21 protein-coding genes are annotated in these 22,471 nt (G+C 53.5%); 7 read left to right on the forward strand and 14 right to left on the reverse strand.

The genetic code is table 11. The features are described from left to right. Nucleotides 1–132 precede the first annotated feature (132 nt). A complete protein-coding gene (locus ABC395_RS20980; protein ID WP_413005808.1) occupies nt 133–1,176 on the reverse strand; it encodes a LacI family DNA-binding transcriptional regulator in 1,044 nt (347 codons plus the stop codon). A gap of 354 nt (nt 1,177–1,530) precedes the next feature. Between ABC395_RS20980 and ABC395_RS20985 the strand changes: the two genes are divergently transcribed. Next, on the forward strand, nt 1,531–2,256 hold the full coding sequence (locus ABC395_RS20985; protein ID WP_413005809.1) for a winged helix-turn-helix domain-containing protein: 726 nt from the start codon (nt 1,531–1,533) through the stop codon (nt 2,254–2,256). Between the two features lies 1 nt (nt 2,257). Continuing rightward, complete coding sequence (locus tag ABC395_RS20990) at nt 2,258–3,760, forward strand: ATP-binding protein (RefSeq protein ID WP_413005810.1); 1,503 nt, start codon at nt 2,258–2,260, stop codon at nt 3,758–3,760. 348 nt (nt 3,761–4,108) lie between these two features. Here ABC395_RS20990 and ABC395_RS20995 read toward each other — a convergent pair whose 3' ends face one another. Further along, entirely contained in the window at nt 4,109–4,858 is a 750-nt protein-coding gene (locus ABC395_RS20995; protein ID WP_413005811.1) for a YheC/YheD family protein, read from the reverse strand. Nucleotides 4,859–5,035: 177 nt separating this feature from the next. Here ABC395_RS20995 and ABC395_RS21000 point away from each other — a divergent pair, with 177 nt between their 5' ends. Beyond that, a complete protein-coding gene (locus ABC395_RS21000) occupies nt 5,036–5,428 on the forward strand; it encodes a hypothetical protein (protein ID WP_413005812.1) in 393 nt (130 codons plus the stop codon). 137 nt (nt 5,429–5,565) lie between these two features. Here ABC395_RS21000 and ABC395_RS21005 read toward each other — a convergent pair whose 3' ends face one another. Further along, nucleotides 5,566–7,155: a peptide chain release factor 3 gene (locus tag ABC395_RS21005; protein WP_413005813.1), complete on the reverse strand. Its 1,590-nt coding sequence runs from the start codon at nt 7,153–7,155 to the stop codon at nt 5,566–5,568. 67 nt (nt 7,156–7,222) lie between these two features. Beyond that, nucleotides 7,223–8,305 (reverse strand): metallophosphoesterase family protein, encoded by a 1,083-nt coding sequence (locus ABC395_RS21010; protein ID WP_413005814.1) that lies wholly within the window; start codon nt 8,303–8,305, stop codon nt 7,223–7,225. A gap of 191 nt (nt 8,306–8,496) precedes the next feature. Between ABC395_RS21010 and ABC395_RS21015 the strand changes: the two genes are divergently transcribed. Next, entirely contained in the window at nt 8,497–9,963 is a 1,467-nt protein-coding gene (locus tag ABC395_RS21015) for a methyl-accepting chemotaxis protein (RefSeq protein ID WP_413005815.1), read from the forward strand. Between the two features lie 45 nt (nt 9,964–10,008). Here ABC395_RS21015 and ABC395_RS21020 read toward each other — a convergent pair whose 3' ends face one another. From ABC395_RS21020 to zwf, 6 genes are all read right to left on the reverse strand, one after another. Further along, nucleotides 10,009–10,572, reverse strand: coding sequence for a GNAT family N-acetyltransferase (locus tag ABC395_RS21020; protein ID WP_413005816.1), 564 nt, complete (start codon nt 10,570–10,572; stop codon nt 10,009–10,011). 193 nt (nt 10,573–10,765) lie between these two features. Next, nucleotides 10,766–12,703: an FtsX-like permease family protein gene (locus tag ABC395_RS21025; RefSeq protein ID WP_413005817.1), complete on the reverse strand. Its 1,938-nt coding sequence runs from the start codon at nt 12,701–12,703 to the stop codon at nt 10,766–10,768. Further along, nucleotides 12,678–13,454 (reverse strand): ABC transporter ATP-binding protein, encoded by a 777-nt coding sequence (locus ABC395_RS21030; protein WP_413005818.1) that lies wholly within the window; start codon nt 13,452–13,454, stop codon nt 12,678–12,680. Before ABC395_RS21030 ends, ABC395_RS21025 begins: the two co-directional genes overlap by 26 nt. A 114-nt stretch (nt 13,455–13,568) precedes the next feature. After that, the gene (locus tag ABC395_RS21035; protein ID WP_413005819.1) at nt 13,569–14,696 is read right to left on the reverse strand and encodes a sensor histidine kinase; all 1,128 of its coding nucleotides are present in this window, start codon (nt 14,694–14,696) and stop codon (nt 13,569–13,571) included. Further along, complete coding sequence (locus ABC395_RS21040) at nt 14,689–15,399, reverse strand: response regulator (RefSeq protein WP_413005820.1); 711 nt, start codon at nt 15,397–15,399, stop codon at nt 14,689–14,691. The genes ABC395_RS21035 and ABC395_RS21040 overlap by 8 nt, the downstream gene beginning before the upstream one ends. Nucleotides 15,400–15,534: 135 nt before the next feature. Continuing rightward, nucleotides 15,535–17,052, reverse strand: a complete 1,518-nt coding sequence (gene zwf / locus ABC395_RS21045; RefSeq protein WP_413005821.1) for a glucose-6-phosphate dehydrogenase — start codon at nt 17,050–17,052, stop codon at nt 15,535–15,537. 159 nt (nt 17,053–17,211) lie between these two features. Between zwf and ABC395_RS21050 the strand changes: the two genes are divergently transcribed. Further along, the gene (locus ABC395_RS21050; RefSeq protein WP_413005822.1) at nt 17,212–17,532 is read left to right on the forward strand and encodes an LSm family protein; all 321 of its coding nucleotides are present in this window, start codon (nt 17,212–17,214) and stop codon (nt 17,530–17,532) included. Nucleotides 17,533–17,617: 85 nt separating this feature from the next. On the opposite strand, the gene ABC395_RS21055 is transcribed toward ABC395_RS21050, so the two are convergent. Beyond that, nucleotides 17,618–18,055 (reverse strand): GNAT family N-acetyltransferase, encoded by a 438-nt coding sequence (locus ABC395_RS21055; RefSeq protein ID WP_413005823.1) that lies wholly within the window; start codon nt 18,053–18,055, stop codon nt 17,618–17,620. A 456-nt stretch (nt 18,056–18,511) separates the two neighbouring features. On the opposite strand from ABC395_RS21055, the gene ABC395_RS21060 reads away from it, so the two are divergent. Next, entirely contained in the window at nt 18,512–18,973 is a 462-nt protein-coding gene (locus tag ABC395_RS21060; RefSeq protein ID WP_413005824.1) for a hypothetical protein, read from the forward strand. Between the two features lie 47 nt (nt 18,974–19,020). Here the strand turns inward: ABC395_RS21060 and ABC395_RS21065 are convergent, their stop codons facing one another. The 3 genes from ABC395_RS21065 to liaF are packed head-to-tail and all read right to left on the reverse strand — an operon-like array spanning nt 19,021 to nt 21,421. Further along, nucleotides 19,021–19,656, reverse strand: coding sequence for a response regulator (locus ABC395_RS21065; RefSeq protein WP_413006782.1), 636 nt, complete (start codon nt 19,654–19,656; stop codon nt 19,021–19,023). Nucleotides 19,657–19,661: 5 nt separating this feature from the next. Next, nucleotides 19,662–20,720, reverse strand: a complete 1,059-nt coding sequence (locus ABC395_RS21070) for a sensor histidine kinase (protein ID WP_413005825.1) — start codon at nt 20,718–20,720, stop codon at nt 19,662–19,664. A 38-nt stretch (nt 20,721–20,758) separates the two neighbouring features. Continuing rightward, nucleotides 20,759–21,421, reverse strand: a complete 663-nt coding sequence (liaF, locus tag ABC395_RS21075; RefSeq protein ID WP_413005826.1) for a cell wall-active antibiotics response protein LiaF — start codon at nt 21,419–21,421, stop codon at nt 20,759–20,761. A 317-nt stretch (nt 21,422–21,738) separates the two neighbouring features. On the opposite strand from liaF, the gene ABC395_RS21080 reads away from it, so the two are divergent. After that, entirely contained in the window at nt 21,739–22,356 is a 618-nt protein-coding gene (locus ABC395_RS21080) for a hypothetical protein (RefSeq protein WP_413005827.1), read from the forward strand. Nucleotides 22,357–22,471: the final 115 nt, after the last annotated feature.

A 22,471-nucleotide genomic window follows, 5' to 3' on the forward strand; every position in this document is an offset into this window, starting at 1 on the left:
GTATCCACTCGCTCGGGCTCCTTTGGAATGAGTCTTTTTTCTCTATTATAGCATACCGGAATTTAACGGAATGAATGAGAGAGATCCGGGCGGCAATCGCATTTGCAAAAAGCTGTCCGTCCCGGCGTACTTTTATTCCCCTGGCCGGGAGCTGGAGGAAGCACGAACGACGAGCTTCGTGGAAAGACGTTCATGGAACGGAGGAGACAGCTCTTCGGTTTCCGGAGAAGCGTTAATCCGCTTCAGCAGCGCATCGGCCGCCAGAAGCCCCATCTCGAAGAACGGGACATAGACGGAGGTCAGCGGCGGATCGCTGAGCTTGGCGGCTTCGGAATCGTCGTAGCCCACGATGGCGAGATCTTCACCGGGGATGATGCCGCGCTCTTTCAGACCCTGCATGAGGCCGACCGCCATCCGGTCGTTCGAGGAGAACACCGCATCCACCTCACCGCCGAGTTCGGCAATCCGTGCCGCGGCTTTATAACCGCTTGTCCGGCTATAGTTGCCTTCCAGAATAAGCCCGGGCTCCGGCGTCAGTCCCGCTTCGTTGAGCGCCCGGTTATAACCGCGCAGACGGTCCGCGCTGTTCGAATACTCCGGGGCCCCGTTCAAGAACGCGATCCGCCGGTACCCGACGTCGAGCAAGTGCTTGACCGCCTCGTAGCAGCCCTGCTCGTGGTCGGCGTCCACAACGCTGTAGGTCTCCCCTTCGTAGTGCTGATTGATCAGCACGAACGGCATTCCCTGACGGTCAAGCTCCCGGAACCCTTCCCGCTGCGAGGGCACGTCCAGCGCGCCCAGAAAAATACACCCGTCCACTTTCCGGGAACGGTAAGGCTCCGTGTAATCCACCGATTCGTGGGGAGAACGGAACATAACCAGCATATCGCAGCCGTGCCTGCGGACCCCTTCCCCGATTCCGCTCAATATTTCCGAGAAATAATACGTCGAGAACAGATGCACCTTCGGCACGTAAGGCAAAATCAGACCGATGTGTCCGCTTTTCCCCAGCGCGAAGCTGCGGGCCACCGCGTTGGGATGATAATTCAGCTCCTTGGCGGCCGCCAGCACTTTCTGCTTCGTATTCTCCTTCATAGGCCCTACATTGTTAAAAACGCGGGAAACCGTCGCTTCGGACACCCCCGCCATTTTTGCCACATCTTTTCTCGTTACCATACCGCTACCCCTCAGTCGGCGTTCCGTACCGCCCGGTTTCTGTAGATCATTCCATGTATATATACTTTGTACATCAAAATCTTGCGATCCGATGAGATCATTATCGTTTATTGTAAAAAATTTTTCGGATAAAATAAATGAACACGCGTTCATTTTCTCATGTTCCGCGGCTTCCTGTCAATCGGCGGAAGGCGCTTTCCGCCGGTTTCCTGCCTACTTGCACTCGTCTATCCGACCGACTATGCTAAGATTATGAAAGCGCACTAACCTAAGCTGCGCTTGCGCATCGAACAACAAGGTTGCGGCCGAAGCCCGCCGGGACAACCGCTTGTCATATAAGGAGTTGAGCGAAAAATGAAACTGCTCGTCGTAGAAGACGACCGGTCGGTGTGCGAAATGCTCCGCCCTTTTCTCGAACGGGAAGGGACCGTTACGTTCGTGCACACGGGTTCCGAAGCCGAATCTTTGATCCGGGAAGCTTCCTGGAACCTGATTATTCTGGACTGGATGCTTCCGAACCGGAGCGGGATCGAGCTGTGCCGGATGATCCGCCAGACCCGGGACACCCCCGTTATTCTGCTGACGGCCCGCGGAGAGGAAAGCGACCGCGTGCTCGGGCTGGAATCCGGCGCGGACGATTATATCACGAAGCCGTTCAGTCCCCTGGAGCTTCTCGCGCGCATCAAAGCGATTATGCGCCGGTATCACAGCGGGCCCGGCAGTATGACCGACAACAGTGCGGCAGATCCGGCGTTCCCCGAGGAACTTGCCGAAGACAACGGAGAACGGCTCGTCTACAAAGATATCAAAGTCGATACGAGCACGCGGGAGGTCTACGTCGGACCGGACAAATTCACGAACCTGACGCCCCGCGAATTCGATCTGATCTCTCTGCTCGTCCGCTACCCCAAGCGCGTGTTTACACGGGAACAGCTTCTCGAAGCTGTGTGGGGATATGACTTTTACGGCGATGAACGTACCGTCGACGTCCACATCAAGAGACTCCGCACCAAAATCGGCAGCGCCGAGAGGCCGCTGATCGCTACGGTTTGGGGAGTCGGCTACAAACTGGAGGAATAAGATGAAATTCAGGCTGATTCCGACCCGGCACCGCTTCACCTTTTTCCAGAGACAATTCGTCTCCCTGCTCTTCCTGTCTCTGCTCGTGCTCGTCCTCGTCAGTTTTATTTTCGTCTATCTGTTTAAGATTCATATTTACGATGAGAAAACGGAAGAGCTCCAGAGTGCCGGCGACACGATTTCGCGGCTGATCCTCCGGGAGGAAGTCGTGCCCGAATTGACCCTTAGCGCTTACCGCACCGTTCTGAGGGAACGCGGCATTTCCTTCATCGCCATGAATGCGAAGGGGCAGCTTTATTTTAAAGACCAGCGCACCACGCCTCCGACGTTCCGGTCCAAAACCTTTATGGACAGCCTGCTCGCCCAGATCCCCAAGCTTCAAAGCGGCAAGGCCCTGATTGTGGAAGAGAGCGGACCGGACCCCTATCTCGTGTATCCGTACGAGCTTAAATTAAAGCATTCCGACGGCAAAAATTATTTGTTCGTCATGTCTCCGGTTAAAGGAATGACACAGACGCTCTCCCGCGTGTACGAAATGGTGGTGCTCGCCGGCGTCGTTGTTTTCGTGCTCGCCATGATCGTCGCGCTTATCGTTTCGCGCAATATGAACGCGGCCGTTCTTTCGATCCGGCAGGCAACCCGGCGCATCGCCGACGGGCGGTACGACACGCGCTGCGACCTCACGCGGACGGACGAGCTCGGGGATCTGTCCCGGGATTTCAACCGGATGGCGGAGCAGTTGGAGGTCACCTCCCATAAGCTGGAGCGTATCGAAATCAAACGGAGGCGTTTCATCACGGATGTGACGCACGAACTGAGAACGCCGCTCACCTCAATCCGGGGTATTGTCGAAGGCTTGAAGAGCGAGTATATTACCGGACACGACGAGCAGGTCAAATACTACGGCATCATCGAGCAGGAAACGCTCCGGCTCATCCGTCTTATCAACGAACTGCTGGATATGGAAAAAATCCAAAACGGACTCATCACCCTGCGCCGCGAGCACTATCCGCTGAATGATTTGCTGGAAGTACTGAAAGAGTCTTTCGAATTCCTGATCGGGGAAAAAGACCTTCATCTGGAAATCGACTGTCCTCCGGATACGATGATTTACGGCGATTATGACCGTTTAACGCAAATCTTAATTAACCTGATCAAAAACAGCATCCAGTTTACATCTCACGGCACCATACGCATCTCCGCAAGGCAGACAGTGAACGCCACTGAGCTGAGCATCTCCGACACGGGCCGGGGAATGACCGCCGAAGAGATGGAACAGATCTGGGACCGGTTCTATAAAGCCGATCCTTCCCGCTCCAAGGACCGGAGTGAAACCGGCCTCGGACTTTCGATCGTGAAACGGCTTATGGAGGCGCACGACGCCGACATACACGTATCGAGCGTGCCCGGCGAAGGTACCACCTTCCGCCTGCGGTTCCCCGTTAAGCCGGCAGAAAAGGCTCAAGAGGGAACAAGTGCCGGAGAATCTGAGAGCGGCATTTGACGGCGCGCCCGTCTGTTGACCGATCTGACGGAAAAGAAGCTTGTCTGCTTCGCCGGTCCTCTACGTATCGAATTTGGTTTCCCGTTACGGTTTACGGTTTACGGTTTACGGTTTACGGTTTACGGTTTACGGTTTACGGTTTTCGGTTTTCGGTTTTCGGTTTTCGGTTTTCGGTTTTCGGTTTTCGGTTTACGGTTTTCGGTTTACGGTTTTCGGTTTACGGTTTTCGGTTTACGGTTTTCGGTTTGCCCGTAATGGCTTTCCCGCAATTTCAAGCGAACGCGTGACGCGAAGTACTGTACCAAAACAAACCGAAACGGCCCGGCTGACGCAGCCCGGCCGTTTCTTTTATTTCCGTTTGTTGAACTTGTAGTACCGGTGCACCTTCGCGTAGATTCGCTTGTTTTTCAAAACTTTGAAAATATACGGGTCCGGCTTCGTGTTCACTTCCAGCACCCAAGGCTTAAACTCCCGGTCCACAGCGACATCCAGCCCGATTTCCCGGATACCGGGATATTTCGAACGAAGGGCATGAGCGGTGCCGAGCGCCAGCCGTTTTAACCTCGCTTTGAAGCGCTTCACTTCATCGGCGCCTAAATAGGGCCCGAGCAAAGTCTCTACGGATCGCAGCTTGCCTCCGCTGTGGTAATTCGTAACCACCTTGCCGGCTTGAGAAACTCTGCCGATCATACCGGTTGTCTCCCATCGTCCGGCCGGATTGGTCTGGACCATAACCCGTAAATCAAACACGTTGTGGTTATGCTTCAGCATCCGGATGCCCTTTTGAACCAGATACTTTCTTCCTCTCACTGCCGCTTTTAGAGATTGATACAAATCCTCGAAAGTATCGAAGCTTCGGCTTGTCTTGAGGTGCTGATACCGGTAAGGATTGGCATCTTTCTCGTTATAATCCACCCGCATGACACCGCTGCCGAATGTCCCGCAGTCGGGTTTCACATATACCATTTGATATTCGTTCAGCATTTCCCGCAGCGATTCTTCCGACAAGATCCGCGTCGCCGGTATATGGGGACGCACAGCCGTGCTGTGCAGTACAGCCTCCGTCTTCACCCACTTGCTCACGACATATCTTCTCATCCGGTGCCTCCTCCTATCCTTTCCGCCGGCTTGCCTGCTTGAATCATATCTTTCAAACCTACGATCAGCTTATGAGGCCGGGCCATGGACCGTCACGGACAAACGCCTGCCGACGGGAAAATGCAACCTTGCGGGCCGAACTGCCGTTAAGTAGGAAAAAGAACCGAGGTGAATCCCGTGAGAAGAAAGTACCGTTTAACGACGGCCGTCTTATTGGTCTTGGCGGGCTTGATCGGCGTGATCATAATCCCGTATCAAGCGTGCGCGCTGGATTATGCGCTGATTCCGCTTAAACAACTGGAGGAAGAATCCGACGTCATCGTAACGGGGACAGTACTGCGGGAACAGAAATCCGGTACGGACAACATTTACACAATCCAGCCCGAACAAATCCTTAAGGGCGATGCGGATGTCAGAACACCTATCAGGGTTAACGTGCTTCAATTTTCCAACGAAGGCACAATGTTTCCGGGCGAGCGGTACCTGCTTCTTCTCAAAGCCGGAAACCCTTTTATCGTAAACGGCAGCCGGCACCTTAACCGCTTTTGCAGCCGAAAAACGGGCCCGTAAACAACAAACCGAACGGGACAGCCATAACCCGGACTAGCGCCGAATCATCAAAAAAGCCATCCCGCCCAAATCGGCGGAATGGCTTTTCGTTTAATAAGGAAGCCGGGAAGCAATCACCGCCCGTGCCTCCTTATTTATTAAGGCGCGTTTGTCAGGAACTGCGCGTTCGGATTTTTCTCCATAGCGGACCGCAGAGCGTACTCGCTCTCGAACAAGGCGACATAGTTGCCTTTCTTGTCGGTGACAAGCTGCGAGTTGATGCGGAAGCGGGACGGATCGATTTTCTCGTCGATAATCCATCTCGCAAACTGGAAGCCCAGACGCTGAAGCTGGATATCTACCCCGTACTCGGCTTTCATCCGATGCTCGAACACTTCGAACTGGAGCTGGCCGACTACCCCGAGAATCGTATCGTCAAACGCTCCGGTAGTCCGGAACACTTGAATGGTTCCTTCTTCCGTAAGCTGGTCGATCCCCTTCTGATACTGCTTGTGTTTCAAAGCGTTCTTGACGGTCACTTTGGCGAAAATTTCCGGCGAGAACGTAGGCAGCTCGTCGAACACGATCTCTTCCTTCTGGCTGAGAGAGTCTCCTATTCTGAAAATACCCGGGTCGAACAACCCGATAATATCGCCCGGATACGCTTCTTCCACGATGTCGCGGTCCTGAGCGAGAAACTGCTGCGGCTGAGAAAGCTTAATTTCCTTCCCGGCGCGCACGTGTTTCACGGACATGCCTCTCTGGAACTTGCCCGACACGATACGCAGGAACGCGATGCGGTCTCGGTGAGCCGGATTCATGTTGGCCTGGATCTTGAACACATACCCGGAGAAATTCTCTTTGGTCGGCTCTACCATTTCGCCCTGCGTGTTTTTGCGCGGCTCCGGAGCCGGTGCCAGTTCGAGGAAGTTTTCCAGGAACGTCTGAACGCCGAAGTTGTTGACGGCACTGCCGAAAAATACCGGCGTCAGCTCGCCTCTCATTACTTTCTCGTAATCGAACGGATCGCCGGCCACGTCCAGAAGCTCCAGCTCTTGACCGAGCTGCTCATACAGATGCTCCCCCGCGATTTCCTTAATAACCGGGTCCTCGTAGCCTTCCACCTTGCGGACGGCAACCTGCTTGTGATCGTCCCCCTGGAACAGCTCAAGCTGGGTCCTCTGGCGGTCGTATACGCCGGAGAACCGTTTGCCCATGCCGATCGGCCAGTTCATGGGATACGAGCGGATACCGAGCACCTGCTCCAGCTCTTCCAAGAGTTCGAACGGGTCCCGGCCCTCACGGTCGAGTTTGTTGATAAACGTGAAAATCGGAATGCCTCTCATGCGGCATACCTGGAACAGCTTGATCGTCTGCGCCTCGACGCCCTTCGCGACGTCGATCAGCATCACTGCGCTGTCTGCCGCGGTCAGGGTGCGGTACGTATCTTCACTGAAATCCTGGTGACCCGGGGTATCCAGAATGTTGACCTTGTGTCCGAGATAATCGAACTGCATCACGGACGACGTAACGGAGATCCCCCGCTGTTTCTCGATCTCCATCCAGTCGGAAGTCGCATATTTGCCGACTTTACGGCCTTTAACCGTTCCGGCGAGACGGATCGCGCCTCCGAAGAGCAGAAGCTTTTCCGTCAGAGTCGTTTTACCCGCATCGGGGTGAGAAATAATGGCGAACGTGCGGCGCTTGGCCGCCTCGGTTTGAAGCTCTTTTTGTAAGGGTGTACTCATGGTTGGATCCTTCCTGCTTTCTCTATAGTTCATCTTATGCCGCTGCCCGCTCCCGGTGCCTGCGGCGTCATACGCTCTTCCTGTTCAATGCGACCGTCCAGTTCGCTTCCTTCAGCCATCTGCGCCGGGCATAGTCGCGGCCGCGGACCACGACCTTATTCTCGAAGACCTGGACATAAAGGCCTTGCGTCTTCGATTTTCGGGCATCCGGCAGAGCCTTGTTCAATGTCCGGCCGACCGAAGAGTTGTGAAAATAATGGAACGGCTCCTGCAAATAGTGGGCCGATCCGTTCTGGAAATCCTGGTGCCGGTGCCCGCAGAAAACGAACACGTTCTTGTACGGGGCGATGAGTTCCCGGATTTCCTTGCCGCGGACGATCTGGTGGCTTCCCCCGCTTCGTCCCTGCATCGGCAGAGGCTGGTGGATCATAATGAAGATCCGCGCCGTTTTGTCCAGGCCCGCCAGCTGGGCTTTGAACCACTCCATCTGCGCGTCCGTGTACCAGGCGCCTTCGCCAGCCTCGGGCTTCTCCTGCATATAGCCTTCCTGCGATAGCAGCAGAACGGTACAGCCTTCCAGGTCCATCCGGTTATACGGCTGCTTGTATCCGAAAAATGTTAAAAATCTTTCCCTGGCCATCGCGTCGGTTTTGCCGTTGGGCATGCCCTCCCGGTTAAACTCGCCGGCTTTGTCCAGCCAAAGATCGTAATATTCGTGATTCCCCATGTTGGCATGCACGGGCGGAAGCTTGTGTGCCTTCATAATACGGCCCAGCTCCTTGTAATCCCGCGCTCTCCCGTAGTCCGTACAATCGCCGGTCAGAAGGAGAACATCCACCGGCTGCTTCATGGCGGCCATATCGTCCAAAGCGGATTTAAAATGCTCCAGAGTCAACGGATCGTCAGGCGAAGCGTGAATATCGCTCATGATCGCGAAAGTGGCGAGCGCCTTCCCCGCCTTCGGATCATCCGGCAGCTGAAGATCCTCTCCCGCCGGGAGCTCTTCGGCTTCTTCCGCCTTGGCCACGGATGCTTCACGGTCGGGCAGCCCGGATTTCCGCCTTAATCCGCTTAATACGGTTCCCGCACCGGCGCCGAGCAGAATGGCAAAAAATGCGGTAAGCCATTTGAGAAACGCGCGCCTGTCCATCTGCCAGCTCCTTCCGGCTAAGCTTCCCCCTATTATAACCCGTTTTTTGCCGCACTGCACGCGGATTCTTCAAACGCCGTCCGAAAAAAATCTTAAAAAAAGACTAACATTTATTGGCGGAATCTATAAACTTTTTACGGTAAACAACCGATTAGGTGAAAGTAAACAAATATTAAGAGATGAGGGAAATCATGGAATCGAACCATCTGCTTTTTAAAAGGAACAAACTGCTCAACCGCATTCTGTGGATTATGCTTGCCCTGGGTATCGTAATCGATCTTATGACGGCCAGTTTAGAAGTAGTTCTCGTGCTTGCCGTTGTCGGTATAGTGATCTGCGGAATCAGCACCCTGATGTCGGTTAAACACATAGCGCCCCGGCTCGTTATGTATATCGTTCCGGTGAACATCACCGTGTTGACCACCCTGCTGATTTACGCCGAACCGCTGACGAGCACGTATTACCTCATCTTCGTCAACATTGCGCTGATGACCCTTTACTCCAATTATCGGCCAATCGTATTCTCCGGCATACTTGGAGCGGCTTTAACGGCCTTTCTATTCGTCCAACCGCGTTTTTACGAAGCCATGTTCCCCAAAGAATCCCTCGCCAACCTGCTGCTCTATGTCGTCATGATTACCGCGGCTTCAGCCGCTTCCGCACGTTTTTCGGAAAAACTGCAAACAGAAGTTATGGAAAAGCAGGCGGAGACCCTGGAGGCAAAAACTCAAACGGACTCGCTGCTGGAACAGGTCGGCTCTAGCGTGGAAGTATTAAATGATTTCAATGCCACTCTCAAAACCAATGTAGCCACAGCCGGTAAAATTTCACAAGAAGTCACCGCCACGTTCGGCGAAGTCTCTACCAGCGTCGAGCATCAGACTCAAATTGTGGTGGATATCAGCGGTTTCGTCCAGGAAGTCGAACGGGTCGTCTCCAGCGTAGCCGACGGCTCCGGTACGCTCCAGCGCCTGTCTACGGAGAATATCGGCCTGACGAATCAGGGTAGCGAACAGGTTCACGCTCTCAGCGCGGAAATCGAAACCGTCTACAGCATCATTCACCGGACCGTCCATTTGATGAATGATCTGAATGAACAAGGCGTACGCATCGGCAGCATGGTCGGGTTAATCAATGACATCACATCTCAGATCAACCTGCTTGCGCTCAACGCGGCAATCGAGGCCGCCAGGGCCGGAGAGCACGGCAAAGGCTTTGCCGTCGTCTCCGACGAAGTCCGCAAGCTCGCCGAGAATTCCCGCCGCTCCACGGAAGAGATCAACGACATTCTTCAGGGCATCCGCCATACGAGCATCGAGGTGACCAAACAGGTGAATCTCGGGAAGCAGGCGATTACGGCGGGACGCGCCGCCAACGAACAGGTCGAGAGCATCATCCAGCGGGTAGCCGACAATACCGGACTCGTCAAAAATCAGTCCGATCACGTGGAAGAATCCGTTGCGCTGCTGCAGGAAGAGTACCGCAAGATTTCCCACGAAATCGTCGCCATCGCCGGAAGCACCGAACAGAACATGGCTTCCTTCGAAGAGATTATGGCGGGGCTTGAGAATCACGATTCCCGCATTAAAGATATCGTGACGAGCTACCAGCGTCTGGACAGCCTCATCACGAATTTGAAGGCCATGACCCGCGGTTAAAGAAAACAGGAACCCCCCGGCACGAGGGTGTTCCTGTTTTCTATCTCAAGAGCCGACGGCAGGCAGGACGATTTCCGGCCGTTCCGGATTCGGAAGCAACCAGCCGTAGGCGGATTTATTGGAATAAAGGCGGCTTACGTCGCACACGACCGGCACGACCATCCCCCCCTTGTAGTGGAAAGGCTCCGCGATACGCTCAAGCTTGATTCGAAACGCCATGCGCAGAGCCTTGCACAGTTTGGGTTCCATCAATGCGACGATATGCGTGCAGCCGCGGTTTTCACAATAATGTACGATGAGCGAAATGAGCTTGTCCAGGTTGCGGCCCCGGTATTCCGGAAGGAGGGCTACCTTGTCCACTTCCACGACCTTGCCCGGCGCAAGTGCGGAATGTCCGCAGAACGGAGCGAGAGCGTCCAGCGGATGACGGCCGGGGTCGTATCGCTTGAACTCGACCGTTCCCGCCGCTTCACCGTCATCGGAGAGAATCAGGTAGCAATCCGCGTCCCTGCGGGTAAATTCCAGCTCAAAGCCCTGCTGCCGCCAGACCCGGGTCCAAATGCGGTCAAATAAAATGAAGTCGTCCAGACTGTCCCCTTTTCTATACATCGCTCTTCTCTCCCATCTTAAAATTCCATACATTTACAATTTAGTTATACATCCTTTCTTTACTTTTATCGTCAATATACATAATAATTTACATATAAAATAATTTGCCCCTTAAAAAAGAAGAAGGCTTTCCCTGCCCGCCAACCTCCGGCGGGAAAGAAAAGCCTTTTTTCACAGCTTAATTCTACTTAAATCATCGGACCGAATGCTCTAAAATTCTTTTCATGTAAGAACGTCTCGCAGCCAGGAAATAGAGCGTCTGCATCAGAGCAAAAATGACGAACACCACCGCCGCGTAAGACCATATGTTCGAAATGAGCATATTGCCGAGCGCCTTCATCGCAAAGACCGTATGGACAAGTCCGACTGCAAGGGGGATAAAAAAGATCATCCCGACCTGCATGGATACCGTCCGCCTGATCTCCTGGTCCGTAATCCCTATCCGGGTAAGAGCCCGGAATTGGGCCTGATCTTCTTCGATCTCGGTAAACAGCTTGAAATATATCATGCTGCCCGAAGCGATAAAGAAAAGGAAACTGACGAAAATTCCGATAAACAGCATCAGCGACATCAACTGCTTCGTTTCCAGATACTGATTGACGCGGGTCCCGAAATTTGTCTTCTCCTGCTCGGGAACCATATTTTCGATCTGATGGACGGTCGGAGAGGCTTCCTCCCAATTTTTGATCTCATAGCCGTACAAAACGCTTTTGTCCTCGTCCGCAGTAGAGTCCATCATTTCCTTGTACTCCGACGCGTCCGTCACAAGCAAAGTCGAGATATCGAACTGGGTCGGGACAACGGACCCGTTAATTTGTTCTTCCAGCTTGAACGTTCTTGTTCCCGTTTTCATTTTCGCTACCAGGTCTTGTCCGGGGGTGAAAGACTTGCGCTGCTGCTCTTTGTACGGATAAATGTACGAGGCATGCCCCCGTTCCACCCGCAGCTCCGGCTTGTTCAGCCGTTTGGCCTGGGCGTTGTAGTCATCCTCCGACACGATGAACAGCTGCTGCTCGCGGACTCTGCCCCCCAGCTCGACGGGGACCCGGACCGGAATGCCCGCCATCCGCACTTCGTACTCCAGCTCGACCCCGTTCTGTTTCAGGGTCTTTTTTAATGCTTCCGGGTCTACTACACGGTGGCTGTTCAGCCCTTTTTCCGTAAAGGCGATGGACTGGGGATAATGCTCCATAAGCTGGTTGCGGGTATCCTTAAGGATCACGTACACCGTACCCGATGCGGACAAGATGACAGCGGACAGGATGGACACCATAAACAGCATCCGCGCATTATCTTTCAGCTTGAACGTGAGCTGCGATATCGTAATCAGATTCGTCTGATTGTAATAAAGCGAAGTCCGTCGCTGAAGCCTCCGGAGAATAAACACGCTGCCCTGGGTGAACAAAAAGTACGTTCCCAGCACCGTAAGAAAGACGACCGGCATGAAATAGAGAATAAAATTTCTCAACGTAATCTGATAAGCCAGCGTATAGCCTGCGACCAGACAGACGGCCGAAAGCAGAACGAGCCAGACGGAGAAAACCGGCATTTTTTTCGGCTGCTTGGAAGCCCGGAGCAGGTCGATGATTTCCGAACGTCCCACTTGGTAAAGGGTCAGCAGGGTAATGGTCAGAAACAACAGCACAAATCCGATAACCGTCAGCAGAACCGCTTTAACCGGGATAACGAACCGGATGGGGGAATCGACTTCAAGAAGCCGGGCCAGCCCCATAAAAAACAGCTTGCTGAACAGCGATCCGATTCCGATACCGGCGGCAACGGCCAGAATGGAAATCAGGACATTTTCCAGCAGCACCATCCGGCGGATTTGTCCTTTGGTCATGCCGAACAGCGTCAGCAGGCCGAATTCTTTTTTCCGTGATTTAAAAAAGGCCGACATCGAGTACAGGATAAAAAAGAATGAAAAAATGATAATGATATAATCGCAGGCGATCATCACTTCCCGGATCTTAGAAGCGGCCGGCATTGAACCGTTTATGACGTCCGGATGCAGAATAAAAGCGGAGTAAATATAAAAAATCGTAACGGAGAACACGCTGCTCCAGAAAAAGGCGCCGTACTGGTGCCAGTTGCCGCGGATATTTTTAAGGGCGAGCTGTCGAAAATTCATCGAAATTCCCCCCAAGCACGCTTAACGAATCGAGAATCTGCTGGAAAAAGGCCTGCCGGTTCGCCCCCCGTCTCAGTTCGGAGAAGAACTTCCCGTCCTTGATAAACACAATCCGCTTGCAGTAGCTCGCCGCAAAGGGATCGTGCGTAACCATCATGATGGTGGCGCCGAGCTGCTCGTTCAGCTCTTTGAGCGATTCCATCACATCCTTGGCGGCTTTGGAATCCAGGTTGCCCGTCAGTTCGTCCGCAAGCAGAATGGACGGCCTGTGGATGATGGCCCGGGCGATGGCCGCCCTCTGTTTCTGTCCGCCGGACACTTCGTATGTCCGTTTGTCCAGAATCGCCGTAATTCCGAGAAGTTCGGCGCAGGGCTTAAGCCGGCTTTCGATTTCCGCTACCGGCTTTTTGTCCAGGGCAAGCGGGAGGATAATATTTTCCCGGATCGACAAGGTGTCGAGAAGATTGAAATCCTGGAAAATAAATCCCAGCTCACGGCGCCGGAACAACGCGAGCTGCTTTCCCGATAAAGCCGCGGGATCGGTTCCGTTGATTTCGATATGGCCGCTTGTCGGCTTATCGATCGTGGCCAGTATGTTAAGGAGCGTCGTTTTGCCGCTTCCCGAAGGCCCCATAACGCCGACGAACTCCCCTTCGCCGATTTCAAGGCCGATGTTCTCCAGTGCTTTGTACGTCAGATTGCTTTTCGTTCCGTATATTTTCGTTACCTGCTCGGCTTTCAAAACCGCCATCCGGTATCCCTCCATTGATGATGTCTATGTTCCTAGTATAGACCTCTGAAGAGAAGCCACCTATTGATTTGCCTTTCAATGCGGCAGGTTAACCTTACATTTTCGTCACCCGGACTATTCTCCGTACTCTCCGTCCCACTCTCGCCCTTCTAACCGGTGGAGGCCCTGGCTCTGAAACATCAGGCTGACCGCCGTCCCGTGGCCGGGCTCGGATTCGATGGCAACCCGGTGTCCCAGCCGGGACATCACCTGTTTGACGAGATACAGCCCCATCCCCGTCGACTCCGTAACGACGCCCCTTCCGTTCTCTCCCGTGAAAAAAGCGTCAAAAACCCGCGGCAGGTCTTCCGGAGCGATACCGATGCCGCTGTCCTGAACCGTAAGCCGGATGCCGTAAGACTGCTCTTCGATCCGGATAAGAAGCAGCTTGTTTCCTTCCTGCTTGCGGGAGTATTTAATGGCGTTGCCGATAAGCTGGTGCAGGACGAACGAGAGCCATTTTTCGTCCGTTTCCACATAGACGCCGGAGGCGAAAGTCTCGATTTTCGGAAAAATGGAAGCGCGTATACAGGCTTTCTTGTATTCGTTTACGACCCGCCGGGCTACGGCCGTAAGCTCGATCCGCCGCGGATGGACATCCAGCTCGAATTTTTCGAGCCTTGCCGTATAGAGCATCATCTGAAGACCCGAGGCGATCTTCTCGTTCTCCTCTTGAATGCTTGTGAGAAGCTCTTTCATCCGCTCCGGCGCCTCAGGGGGGATCGGCCTCCCTTCCGACTGCTGGATAAGCAGGTCGATGACGGACACCGGTGTTTTGAGCTGGTGAACCCATTGGTTCGTAAAATGCAGATGCTGCTCCTGAGCCGAGCGGTAGGAAGACAGCCTGGATAAATAAGCCCGGTGCTGCTTCTGCAGCAGCTCGTTTACCGCCTGCTGCTCCCGCGTCCGGAACGGCAGAAACACCGCACTGTCCAGCGAGCTTTGATCGGATTCGCCGAGCCGCTTGTTCAGTGCGTTTGCATACCCGGCCTGCCGGACATAATCATAAATCAGGACGGCCGCCCACACGGTTCCGGCGAGCAGGAACAGGTACAGCAAATTGTCCGGTTTAAGAGGCAGCCCCGCCTCCATACGGTCCAGCCACAAAAGGACCAGAATAAGCAGGATAGCGAAAAAGAAGGCGGCCGTATACAAAAGCCGGTCGAGCAAAAATTTTTTCCACGTCCAGGCTTTGTCATGCATCGCCGCTCTTCCCCCATTCCGTCTGAAGACGGTAGCCTTGGCCCCGGACCGTTTCGATAATCCCCGGCAGGCCGATTTCTTCCAGCTTCCGCCTTACCCGGGTGACGTTCACCGTCAGCGTGTTGTCATCGACGAAATGAACGTCGTCCCAGAGAGCCTCCAGCAGCTCCTCCCTGGCTGTAATGCTTCCCGCCTTCTGGGCCAGGCAGTCGAACAGCAGCAGCTCGTTTTTCGTCAGTTCCATCCGTTTACCGCCGAATTCCAGGCTGTTTTTCAACCGGTCGAGCTTCAGCCCGTTGAGCTCCCATTCGTCTCTGGACGGCTGCGCCTGGGCGTATTCCCCGTACGCGCGGCGGAGTGCGCCTTTGACCTTGGCCAGCACGACGTCCAGATTAAACGGCTTCGTCAAATAGTCGTCACCGCCGTTTTCGATCGCCATCACCTGGTCCATTTCTCCCGTCCGCGCCGACAGGAAAATAATCGGCACATTGGAGAACGTGCGGATTTGACGGCACCAGTAGAACCCGTCGTAGCGGGGAAGATTGATGTCCAGTAAAATGAGATCCGGTTCCAGCTCGGCGGCCTCTCCCTTAATATCTTGAAACCGCACCGCGCGGAAAACCTCGTATTCATATTTGGTTAACGTATCTTTCAAAATGTGGGCGATTTTATCATCGTCCTCGACAATCAGAATGCGGTACATGACTTCCCTCCCGGTGTTTTCTGATACGGTCCCACCTTTTTTCAATGGACTAAGCGGCCAGCAAAAGAAGCACCCGTCAGCCTAAGCCGCAGGGTGCTTCCGTAAACCTCTTGTTCATGTAACCGGAACGTCCGGTTATGACTGGCTCGCCCAGATGACTTCGCCTTCATGCTGGCCGTTAACCGGCCACCATTTGAATCCGTCCGCGGCGAGCAGCTCGTTGGCCGCATCCGGTCCCCAGGAGCCTGCCGGATAATGGGCCAGGTCCCCGCCGTTTTCTTTCCACGCCTGGGCGATAGCGTCCACGAACTGCCATGCGTGCGCCACTTCGTCCCAGCGGGTGAAGTAGGTGGAATCTCCGCGCATAGCGTCGAAGATGAGACGCTCGTACGCTTCCGGCGTGTTCAGTCCGACCTGACAGCTCTGGCAGAAATCCATCGCGATCGGGATAATGACGCCTTCGGCACCCGGCTTTTTGGCATTCATCTGCAAATAAATACCTTCCATCGGGTTCACGCGGAATACAAGCAGATTCGGCTGCAAGTCATGCTTGTTAGCCAGGTAAACGTTGTCCGGCACGTTTTTGAACTCTACCACAACCTCCGTGGATTTCACGGGCAGACGCTTGCCGGTACGAATGTAGAACGGAACGCCCGCCCAACGGAAGTTGTCCACAAAAACACGTGCCGCCAAATACGTTTCCGTGTTCGATTCGGGATTGACGCTCTCTTCGCTGCGGTAAGCCGGCATTTCCTTGCCGTTCAGCTTCCCGGCCGTATACTGGCCGCGTACGACATTCTTGCCGACCTCTTCGGCGGACTCGAAAGAACGCAGGGAACGCAGCACCTTCACCTTCTCATCCCGGATATCTTCCGGATGAAGACGGCTAGGCGGCTCCATGGCCATCATCGCAAGCATCTGGAGCATATGGTTCTGCGCCATATCGCGCAGAGCCCCTGAATGGTCGTAATAACCGCCGCGGTCTTCGACGCCGACGGTTTCGCCTAGCGTGATCTGGATGTTGGCTATGTACTTGTTATTCCACAGCGGCTCGAAGAACGCGTTAGCAAAACGCACCACTTCAATGTTCTGAACCATTTCTTTACCCAGGTAATGGTCAATGCGGTAAATATCTTTCTCCTCGAACACCTGACGGAGCTGCTGGTTCAGCTTGCCTGCGGACTCCAGATCGTAACCGAACGGCTTCTCGATCACGAGACGATGCCAGCCGGTGGTTTCCAGCAGGCCGCCTTCGCGGAGGTTGTAAGACACGTTGCCGAACAGCTCCGGCGCAAGCGCCAGGTAGAACAAACGGTTGCCGTTGGTCTGGAACTTGACGTCAAGCTGCTGCGTCAGCGTATTCAATTGGCGGAACCCGTCCACATTGTTAATGTCGAGCGGTAAATATTCGAAATGTTCGGCAAATTTAGCCCAGTCCTCGTCGTCCTGCACATGATGACGGGCGAATTCGTTAATGGAATCACGCAGATCTTCGCGGAACTGCTCGTTCGTCCTGGAACGGCGCGCAAGTCCGATTACGGCGAAATGTTCATTCAGCTTGCCTTCACGGTACAGGCTGTAAAAGGCGGGAAACAGTTTTCTCTTGGCCAAATCTCCTGTAGCTCCGAAAATCAGAAAAACAGCACCATTCATCGTCGCATCATTCTTTCTCTTTGGTTTTAGATTAGAATAAGCATACCGAAATTGCAAAAGGGATTCAACTTTTTTTCACAAACCGGGCATCTGTCCAATCCGTTCCCGCTTCCCCGCCATAGGCTGTTATCAGAATTCTCCCCATGGAGGTGCAGTACGGTGCAGCGAATCGATCCTGCAAACAGTGAGCAGATCCGGCCCCATATCGGCAGCCCCGTTCTCGTTTATTTAAGAGACGGCGCGGAAATTTTCGGTATACTCAGCCGGCTTGATCAAGGAAATCTCATCTTAAACGAAGAACCCGTTGTAGAACGTCCTTCTGCAAAAACGGGCAAAAAATTAAAAGTGGCCAAGACCGGCCGGAAAAAATCGTCTCCCCCGGCCGACCGGGAAAGTCAGGCCGTTATCGCCCATTCGGCGGGATATTCTCCTATCGTTCTTGACCGGAAGTTTGTCGCCGCCCTGATCGCACTTCAATAGAAAGCGGTCGTTTATCTTACTATCCCCAAAAACCAGGAATGGACACATTCCCGGTTTTTTCTTTTACCACCTCAGGGAAACGTTTTTACAGCTTTTTTTCCATTAAATGAAGACGCAGTTGAGGCACATAGCTTTTAACGGTATACCCTTTCGCCAGATAGAAGGAAATGGCCTTCTCATTCACAGAATCTACATATAGCCGCGAAGTCCGGCATTTCCTTTTGCGGCCGTATTTTTCGGCCTGCTCCATTAGGGACGTCCCCAGCCCACGGCCCTGAAAACGCGCATCGACCGCCAGCATATCGACAAACAGGCTGTCATCCGACACCTGAACGCTCACAAAACCGGCAGCGAAAGCCCCTTCGTCAGCTACGAAAGTTTCTCCCAGCTTGAATCTTTTCTTCATTTCCGAAAGGTTAACGTCCGCTTCCGGCACAGTCATTCTTGTGTAAGGCAAAAGCTCCTTTTCGGTCAGACGCACCAGTATCCTGTCATCCTTGGCCGGAATTCGTTTGCGGATCAAGAAACATCGCCTCCACATGGTTTGCAGATACTGCATGGTATGCGAAATGGCAGGCTTTGCTCCGTAAACAGGTATTTATCCTCCAAGTTTTTACCGGTTTTACTTCTTATACTTTTTGGACATGCCCCACATAAAAACCACGCATAGGACAAGAAATCCGATGATGACTAATATCGTTGACCCGTTCACTGTCAAATCCCCTTTGTTTACCCTATCTGATATGCCTTCATTGTAAGTCGCCGGACGGGAAGCGTCAAACCGGCCGTCTGACCTTTCCAGATCGGAATGAAAAGTCGGCAGCCAAAGCTCCGGCAAGCAGCGATAAATAAATTTTATAAACTTGTCCAACTTGATGCTTTCAAAACGTCGAAAACGTGGTAATATGTTTGTAACTATATGGAAATCGAAAAAAGAAGGAATTTATAAAAGCACGTTCCTGAAAGGTGGCGGACGGTTATGTATATAGTTACACCCCAGTACGTGAATGAGACGTACCGCAGTCATTCCAGTTTATTTCGGATTCAGGCCATCCGCCGTATGAACGGGCTTGGTCCCGTAAGCCCGCGCGGGCCCTTTCCCGAAATGCTTTATACCCGGCAGGAACGGAGCGGCAAGGCAGCCCCGGCGGAACAGAGTTCTGCCGGCACACTTCCCGCCGACCAGCGGGACGCCGCTGCCGGTAAAGATACCCGGCAGCAATCCGGCATGCCGGCTATGCTCCGCAGGCTGGGGGAAGCGAACGAGTGGAAGCGGCCCAAAGATTATGACCGCCCGGATCGCTCGGAGTACACGGAAGAAGCGGATGAACCGCTGTTTCAAACCGGCGGAGCTATGCACCAGATGCAGCTGAACAAAGCGCTTCAAGCCTACCGTCCGTTCATCAGGAAGCAAACTGATCCGGAGCCGGCCGCTTTATAAGGGAAGCCCGTACCGCCATCTCGCGGTACGGGCTTTTAGGTTGCGCTTTATTCCGCCAGTCCATGCTTAAACGCATAAATGGCCGCTTGGGTGCGGTCTTCGACGCCCAGCTTGGCCAAAACATTCGTTACATGGAATTTAACGGTTTTAATTCCGATGAACAGATCATCGGCGACTTCCTGATTGGATTTGCCCGCGGCAATGAGCCGGAGCACTTCCATTTCGCGTTCGGTCAAATCTTCATGAGGAGCGGCTTCCGGTTTCGGCTGCCGGAAACGGTTCATCAGCTTCGAAGCTACCTGCGACTCCAGAATGGATTGTCCTTTCGCGGCGGCGCGGATAGCCTGGGCGATTTCCGTGGCGCGTGATGTCTTGAGCAGATAGCTGAACGCCCCCGCTTCCAGAACCGGATACATTTTCTCGTCATCGAGAAAGCTCGTCAACACGATAACTTTGCAGTCCGGGTAAAGCTGTAGCAGCTTCCGCGTCGTCTCGATACCGTCCATGCCCTCCATGACCAGGTCCATCAGCACGACGTCCGGCTTGTATTCCTGTGCCAGCCGGATTCCGTCCTCCCCGTTGCTGGCTTCGCCGACTACCTCGATTCCCTCTTCCGTACCGAGAACGGCCGCCAGCCCTATCCGGACCATTTCGTGGTCGTCGACCAGCAGCACTTTAACCATGTCCACTATGCTTCCTCTCCTTCCGTCATTATCGGTACCCGGATCTCGATACGGGTTCCTTTTCCCGGAGCCGTAACCAGTTGAAGAGATCCTCCGACCTCATTCACCCGTTCGCGCATCGTTGATAAACCATAAGATGTCTGTTTTTCCTCGTCAAGGTCGAAACCTACCCCGTTATCGCGGATAAGCAGGCGTACCCAGCCCGCTTTCTGCTGCATGCGCAGCTCCAGTCTGGTCGCTTTCGAATGCCGCAGGGCATTCGACATGGCTTCCTGGACAATCCGGAACAGGTGGTCCTCAATTCCTTTGGACAGTACAATTTCATCGTCCAAATCCCATGTAATCTCCATGGGAACTTTCGCTTTCAATTCCTGAAGCAGCCGGATCAGCCCTTCGGAAAGCTGTTTGCCTTCCAAATGAACCGGACGCAGATGAAGCAGCAGCGCCCTCATTTCGGATTGAGCCACGGAGGACATTTCCTCGATGAGGTGAATCTGCCGCTGGGCTTTCTCGAAGTCTTTGTCCAGTGTTCGTAAAGCCGCAGTAGCCGTCATCGAGATCGCGAACAGCTGCTGGCTGACCGCATCGTGCAGCTCTCTGGCCAGACGCTGCCGCTCCTCAATGATGGCCGATACCCGGGCCTTCTCCGCAAGCTGGGCGTTATTGTTTGACAGACGCTGGAGTGAAGCTACCTGCTCCTCCCACTTTTTCAGGATGCGGCCGAGCTGTTCGCCCAGACGCCCGATCTCATCCTCACCCAGCGGGGGCAGGGTCGAGCGGGAAATGCTGCCGATCTCCAGCATCTGCATCGTTTCCATCAGCAGCTCCAGCCGGCGCGTCGTCCGGTTGCTGCTCCAATACCCGTAAGCCGCCCCCAGAATGATCGAGCCGCCTACGAGCATGGCACCGATTTTGATCCCTTGCGCCCACGTCTCGGGCGGAGTTATAAATTTAGCGGTATACAGCATATAAACGATAAAAGTAAGCACCGCCAGACAAAGAACAATGGATTCCGCCATGCTTCGCCAAATCATATTAGTCAGTCTTTTCTTGTAGCTGTCCACGGCACCATTCTCCTTTCTTGTCAGCAGACGGTTTCGTTCTAAAGCATGCGAACGTCTATATCCCCTACGATATAAGAGACGATTAGTTTCACCTGTTGTTCTCTCGTTTCGTAATTAGGAGATATCCAATTAAGTTTATTAATAACTCCGGATTCTTTTTCCAGAGGCGAACTGATTTGTCCGACCGTAACCGACGCTTCGATGGATACCCCTATTTCTTCGGGCACAATGAGCCGCACATCTCCGATAATCCCCTGCAGAACGAGCGTCGTTTCTTTTTTCTCCAATATCGCATACGAAAGGTCCAGATGAGCTTCACCGATAATGAACCAGATGCTGCTGTCTTTAAGCACCCAGGGTTCTTTGCCCGGACGGATGCTGTCGATCAGGGTCTGCTTCTGGATAAAATCGTCTCCGGGCTGTACCTTCTTGGACTTGATATAGAAAATCCCGAGCGAAATCAAGATAACCGCCAGCACGAGAGAGAAGTTGTTGCCCAGCAGAATGACGGCCCCGACGCCCATAAAGGCGATGCCTTTCTTCTCATTCTCATACCGGATTTTATAAAAACCGAAAAACATCAGCAGCAGGGCAATCACCACAAATATACCGACCCACCGTTCCAGGATGAGGAAAATCCCCATTGCGATCAACAGCATAGCCGTGTTCCGGTGGCGTTTATTTTTCATTTGTTGTTCCATGGGGCACCTCCTTTGCGGGCTGCAGTCTGCCGAAAAATTTATCCGTCCGTTGTATCGCCTGACTCTTACCGGTCCCTAGCGTCATTTAGAGCCGCGAATCCTTACATAGCATATCACAATCGCCTATCCTCTCCAAGATAAGAAATGATGCTTTTATTGTAGCGAATATGGGGCGTATCCGACACCGCCTATTGGCGGTCCAATCCCCTGGACCAAGGTCGGGGGAAGGCGTTTTTGCCGCTCCCGGCAAGGAATAATTCACGGGACTTTATAAGAAAATAAGTCCAACCACAACAACGGCACAAGGAGATACTTCCATGACTAAAAGAAACGTTGGAGCGCGCACCGCTCTTATCGCCCTATTGTGCACGACTGCAGCCGGTTTCGTGCCTTCATCAGCCTTCTCCGTACAGGCGGCCGGAAACGGATCTTCCGTATCCGCCGCAGCCGGGACCGGAGCCTCAAGCATCGCTTTGCCCGGGGGCACTTGGACAACCAGACTGCAGGCGACGCCATCGCACGCCGTTCCTCCTTCTTCCGGAGGCTTTTCCCGGGAAGTTCGCGCACAGCTTTACGATGTAGATAAACAAAAGGTCGTGGAAACCCTTATCGTTACCGATGAAATCCGCTCCGAAGCTTCCCGTTGGCTGGCCAGTATTAAAGATATTGCCGTTCAAACGAAAATCGACAATGTGCAGGGAGTCGTCCTGAAACTCCCCCTTGACCCTCCGCTCGCCGTTAATAACCGCTGGATGCAGGGAAGCTCCAATGAATTGTTTCTGTTTCTTGATCCTTCGCGGTTAAACGAGCCTCTGCTCCTCGTTTTCTCTACGGCAGGCAAACCCTTTCTGTTTAAGACCTCCGTCCAGGTTAAGCCCTTTCTTGAAAAAGAACGTCTTCTTCGTTATTTGAAGCCCGTACCCGCCTCCGGCTAAACCCGGCTGCACGGTATTCCCGCTTTAGCGTTTTTCAACCCGTATACCCGAATGCAACCCTATTTTCCCCAGAACGTATTGTAGGTGAAGAAGGTTATCGGCTCATTAGGGAGGG

The sequence above is a fragment of the Paenibacillus canaveralius genome (assembly GCF_047238265.1).
Classification (GTDB): Bacteria; Bacillota; Bacilli; order Paenibacillales; family NBRC-103111; genus Paenibacillus_F.

Excerpts from the sequence above, each read along its gene's own strand:
- zwf (WP_413005821.1), bottom strand. The coding sequence starts at position 17,052 with ATGAATGGTGCTGTTTTTCTGATTTTCGGAGCTACAGGAGATTTGGCC.
- ABC395_RS20990 (WP_413005810.1), top strand. The coding sequence starts at position 2,258 with ATGAAATTCAGGCTGATTCCGACCCGGCACCGCTTCACCTTTTTCCAG.
- ABC395_RS21010 (WP_413005814.1), bottom strand. The coding sequence starts at position 8,305 with ATGGACAGGCGCGCGTTTCTCAAATGGCTTACCGCATTTTTTGCCATT.
- ABC395_RS20985 (WP_413005809.1), top strand. The coding sequence starts at position 1,531 with ATGAAACTGCTCGTCGTAGAAGACGACCGGTCGGTGTGCGAAATGCTC.
- ABC395_RS21035 (WP_413005819.1), bottom strand. The coding sequence starts at position 14,696 with ATGCATGACAAAGCCTGGACGTGGAAAAAATTTTTGCTCGACCGGCTT.
- ABC395_RS21015 (WP_413005815.1), top strand. The coding sequence starts at position 8,497 with ATGGAATCGAACCATCTGCTTTTTAAAAGGAACAAACTGCTCAACCGC.
- ABC395_RS21080 (WP_413005827.1), top strand. The coding sequence starts at position 21,739 with ATGACTAAAAGAAACGTTGGAGCGCGCACCGCTCTTATCGCCCTATTG.
- ABC395_RS20995 (WP_413005811.1), bottom strand. The coding sequence starts at position 4,858 with ATGAGAAGATATGTCGTGAGCAAGTGGGTGAAGACGGAGGCTGTACTG.
- ABC395_RS21030 (WP_413005818.1), bottom strand. The coding sequence starts at position 13,454 with ATGGCGGTTTTGAAAGCCGAGCAGGTAACGAAAATATACGGAACGAAA.
- ABC395_RS21065 (WP_413006782.1), bottom strand. The coding sequence starts at position 19,656 with ATGGTTAAAGTGCTGCTGGTCGACGACCACGAAATGGTCCGGATAGGG.
- ABC395_RS21040 (WP_413005820.1), bottom strand. The coding sequence starts at position 15,399 with ATGTACCGCATTCTGATTGTCGAGGACGATGATAAAATCGCCCACATT.
- liaF (WP_413005826.1), bottom strand. The coding sequence starts at position 21,421 with ATGGAACAACAAATGAAAAATAAACGCCACCGGAACACGGCTATGCTG.
- ABC395_RS21025 (WP_413005817.1), bottom strand. The coding sequence starts at position 12,703 with ATGAATTTTCGACAGCTCGCCCTTAAAAATATCCGCGGCAACTGGCAC.
- ABC395_RS20980 (WP_413005808.1), bottom strand. The coding sequence starts at position 1,176 with ATGGTAACGAGAAAAGATGTGGCAAAAATGGCGGGGGTGTCCGAAGCG.
- ABC395_RS21060 (WP_413005824.1), top strand. The coding sequence starts at position 18,512 with ATGTATATAGTTACACCCCAGTACGTGAATGAGACGTACCGCAGTCAT.
- ABC395_RS21005 (WP_413005813.1), bottom strand. The coding sequence starts at position 7,155 with ATGAGTACACCCTTACAAAAAGAGCTTCAAACCGAGGCGGCCAAGCGC.
- ABC395_RS21020 (WP_413005816.1), bottom strand. The coding sequence starts at position 10,572 with ATGTATAGAAAAGGGGACAGTCTGGACGACTTCATTTTATTTGACCGC.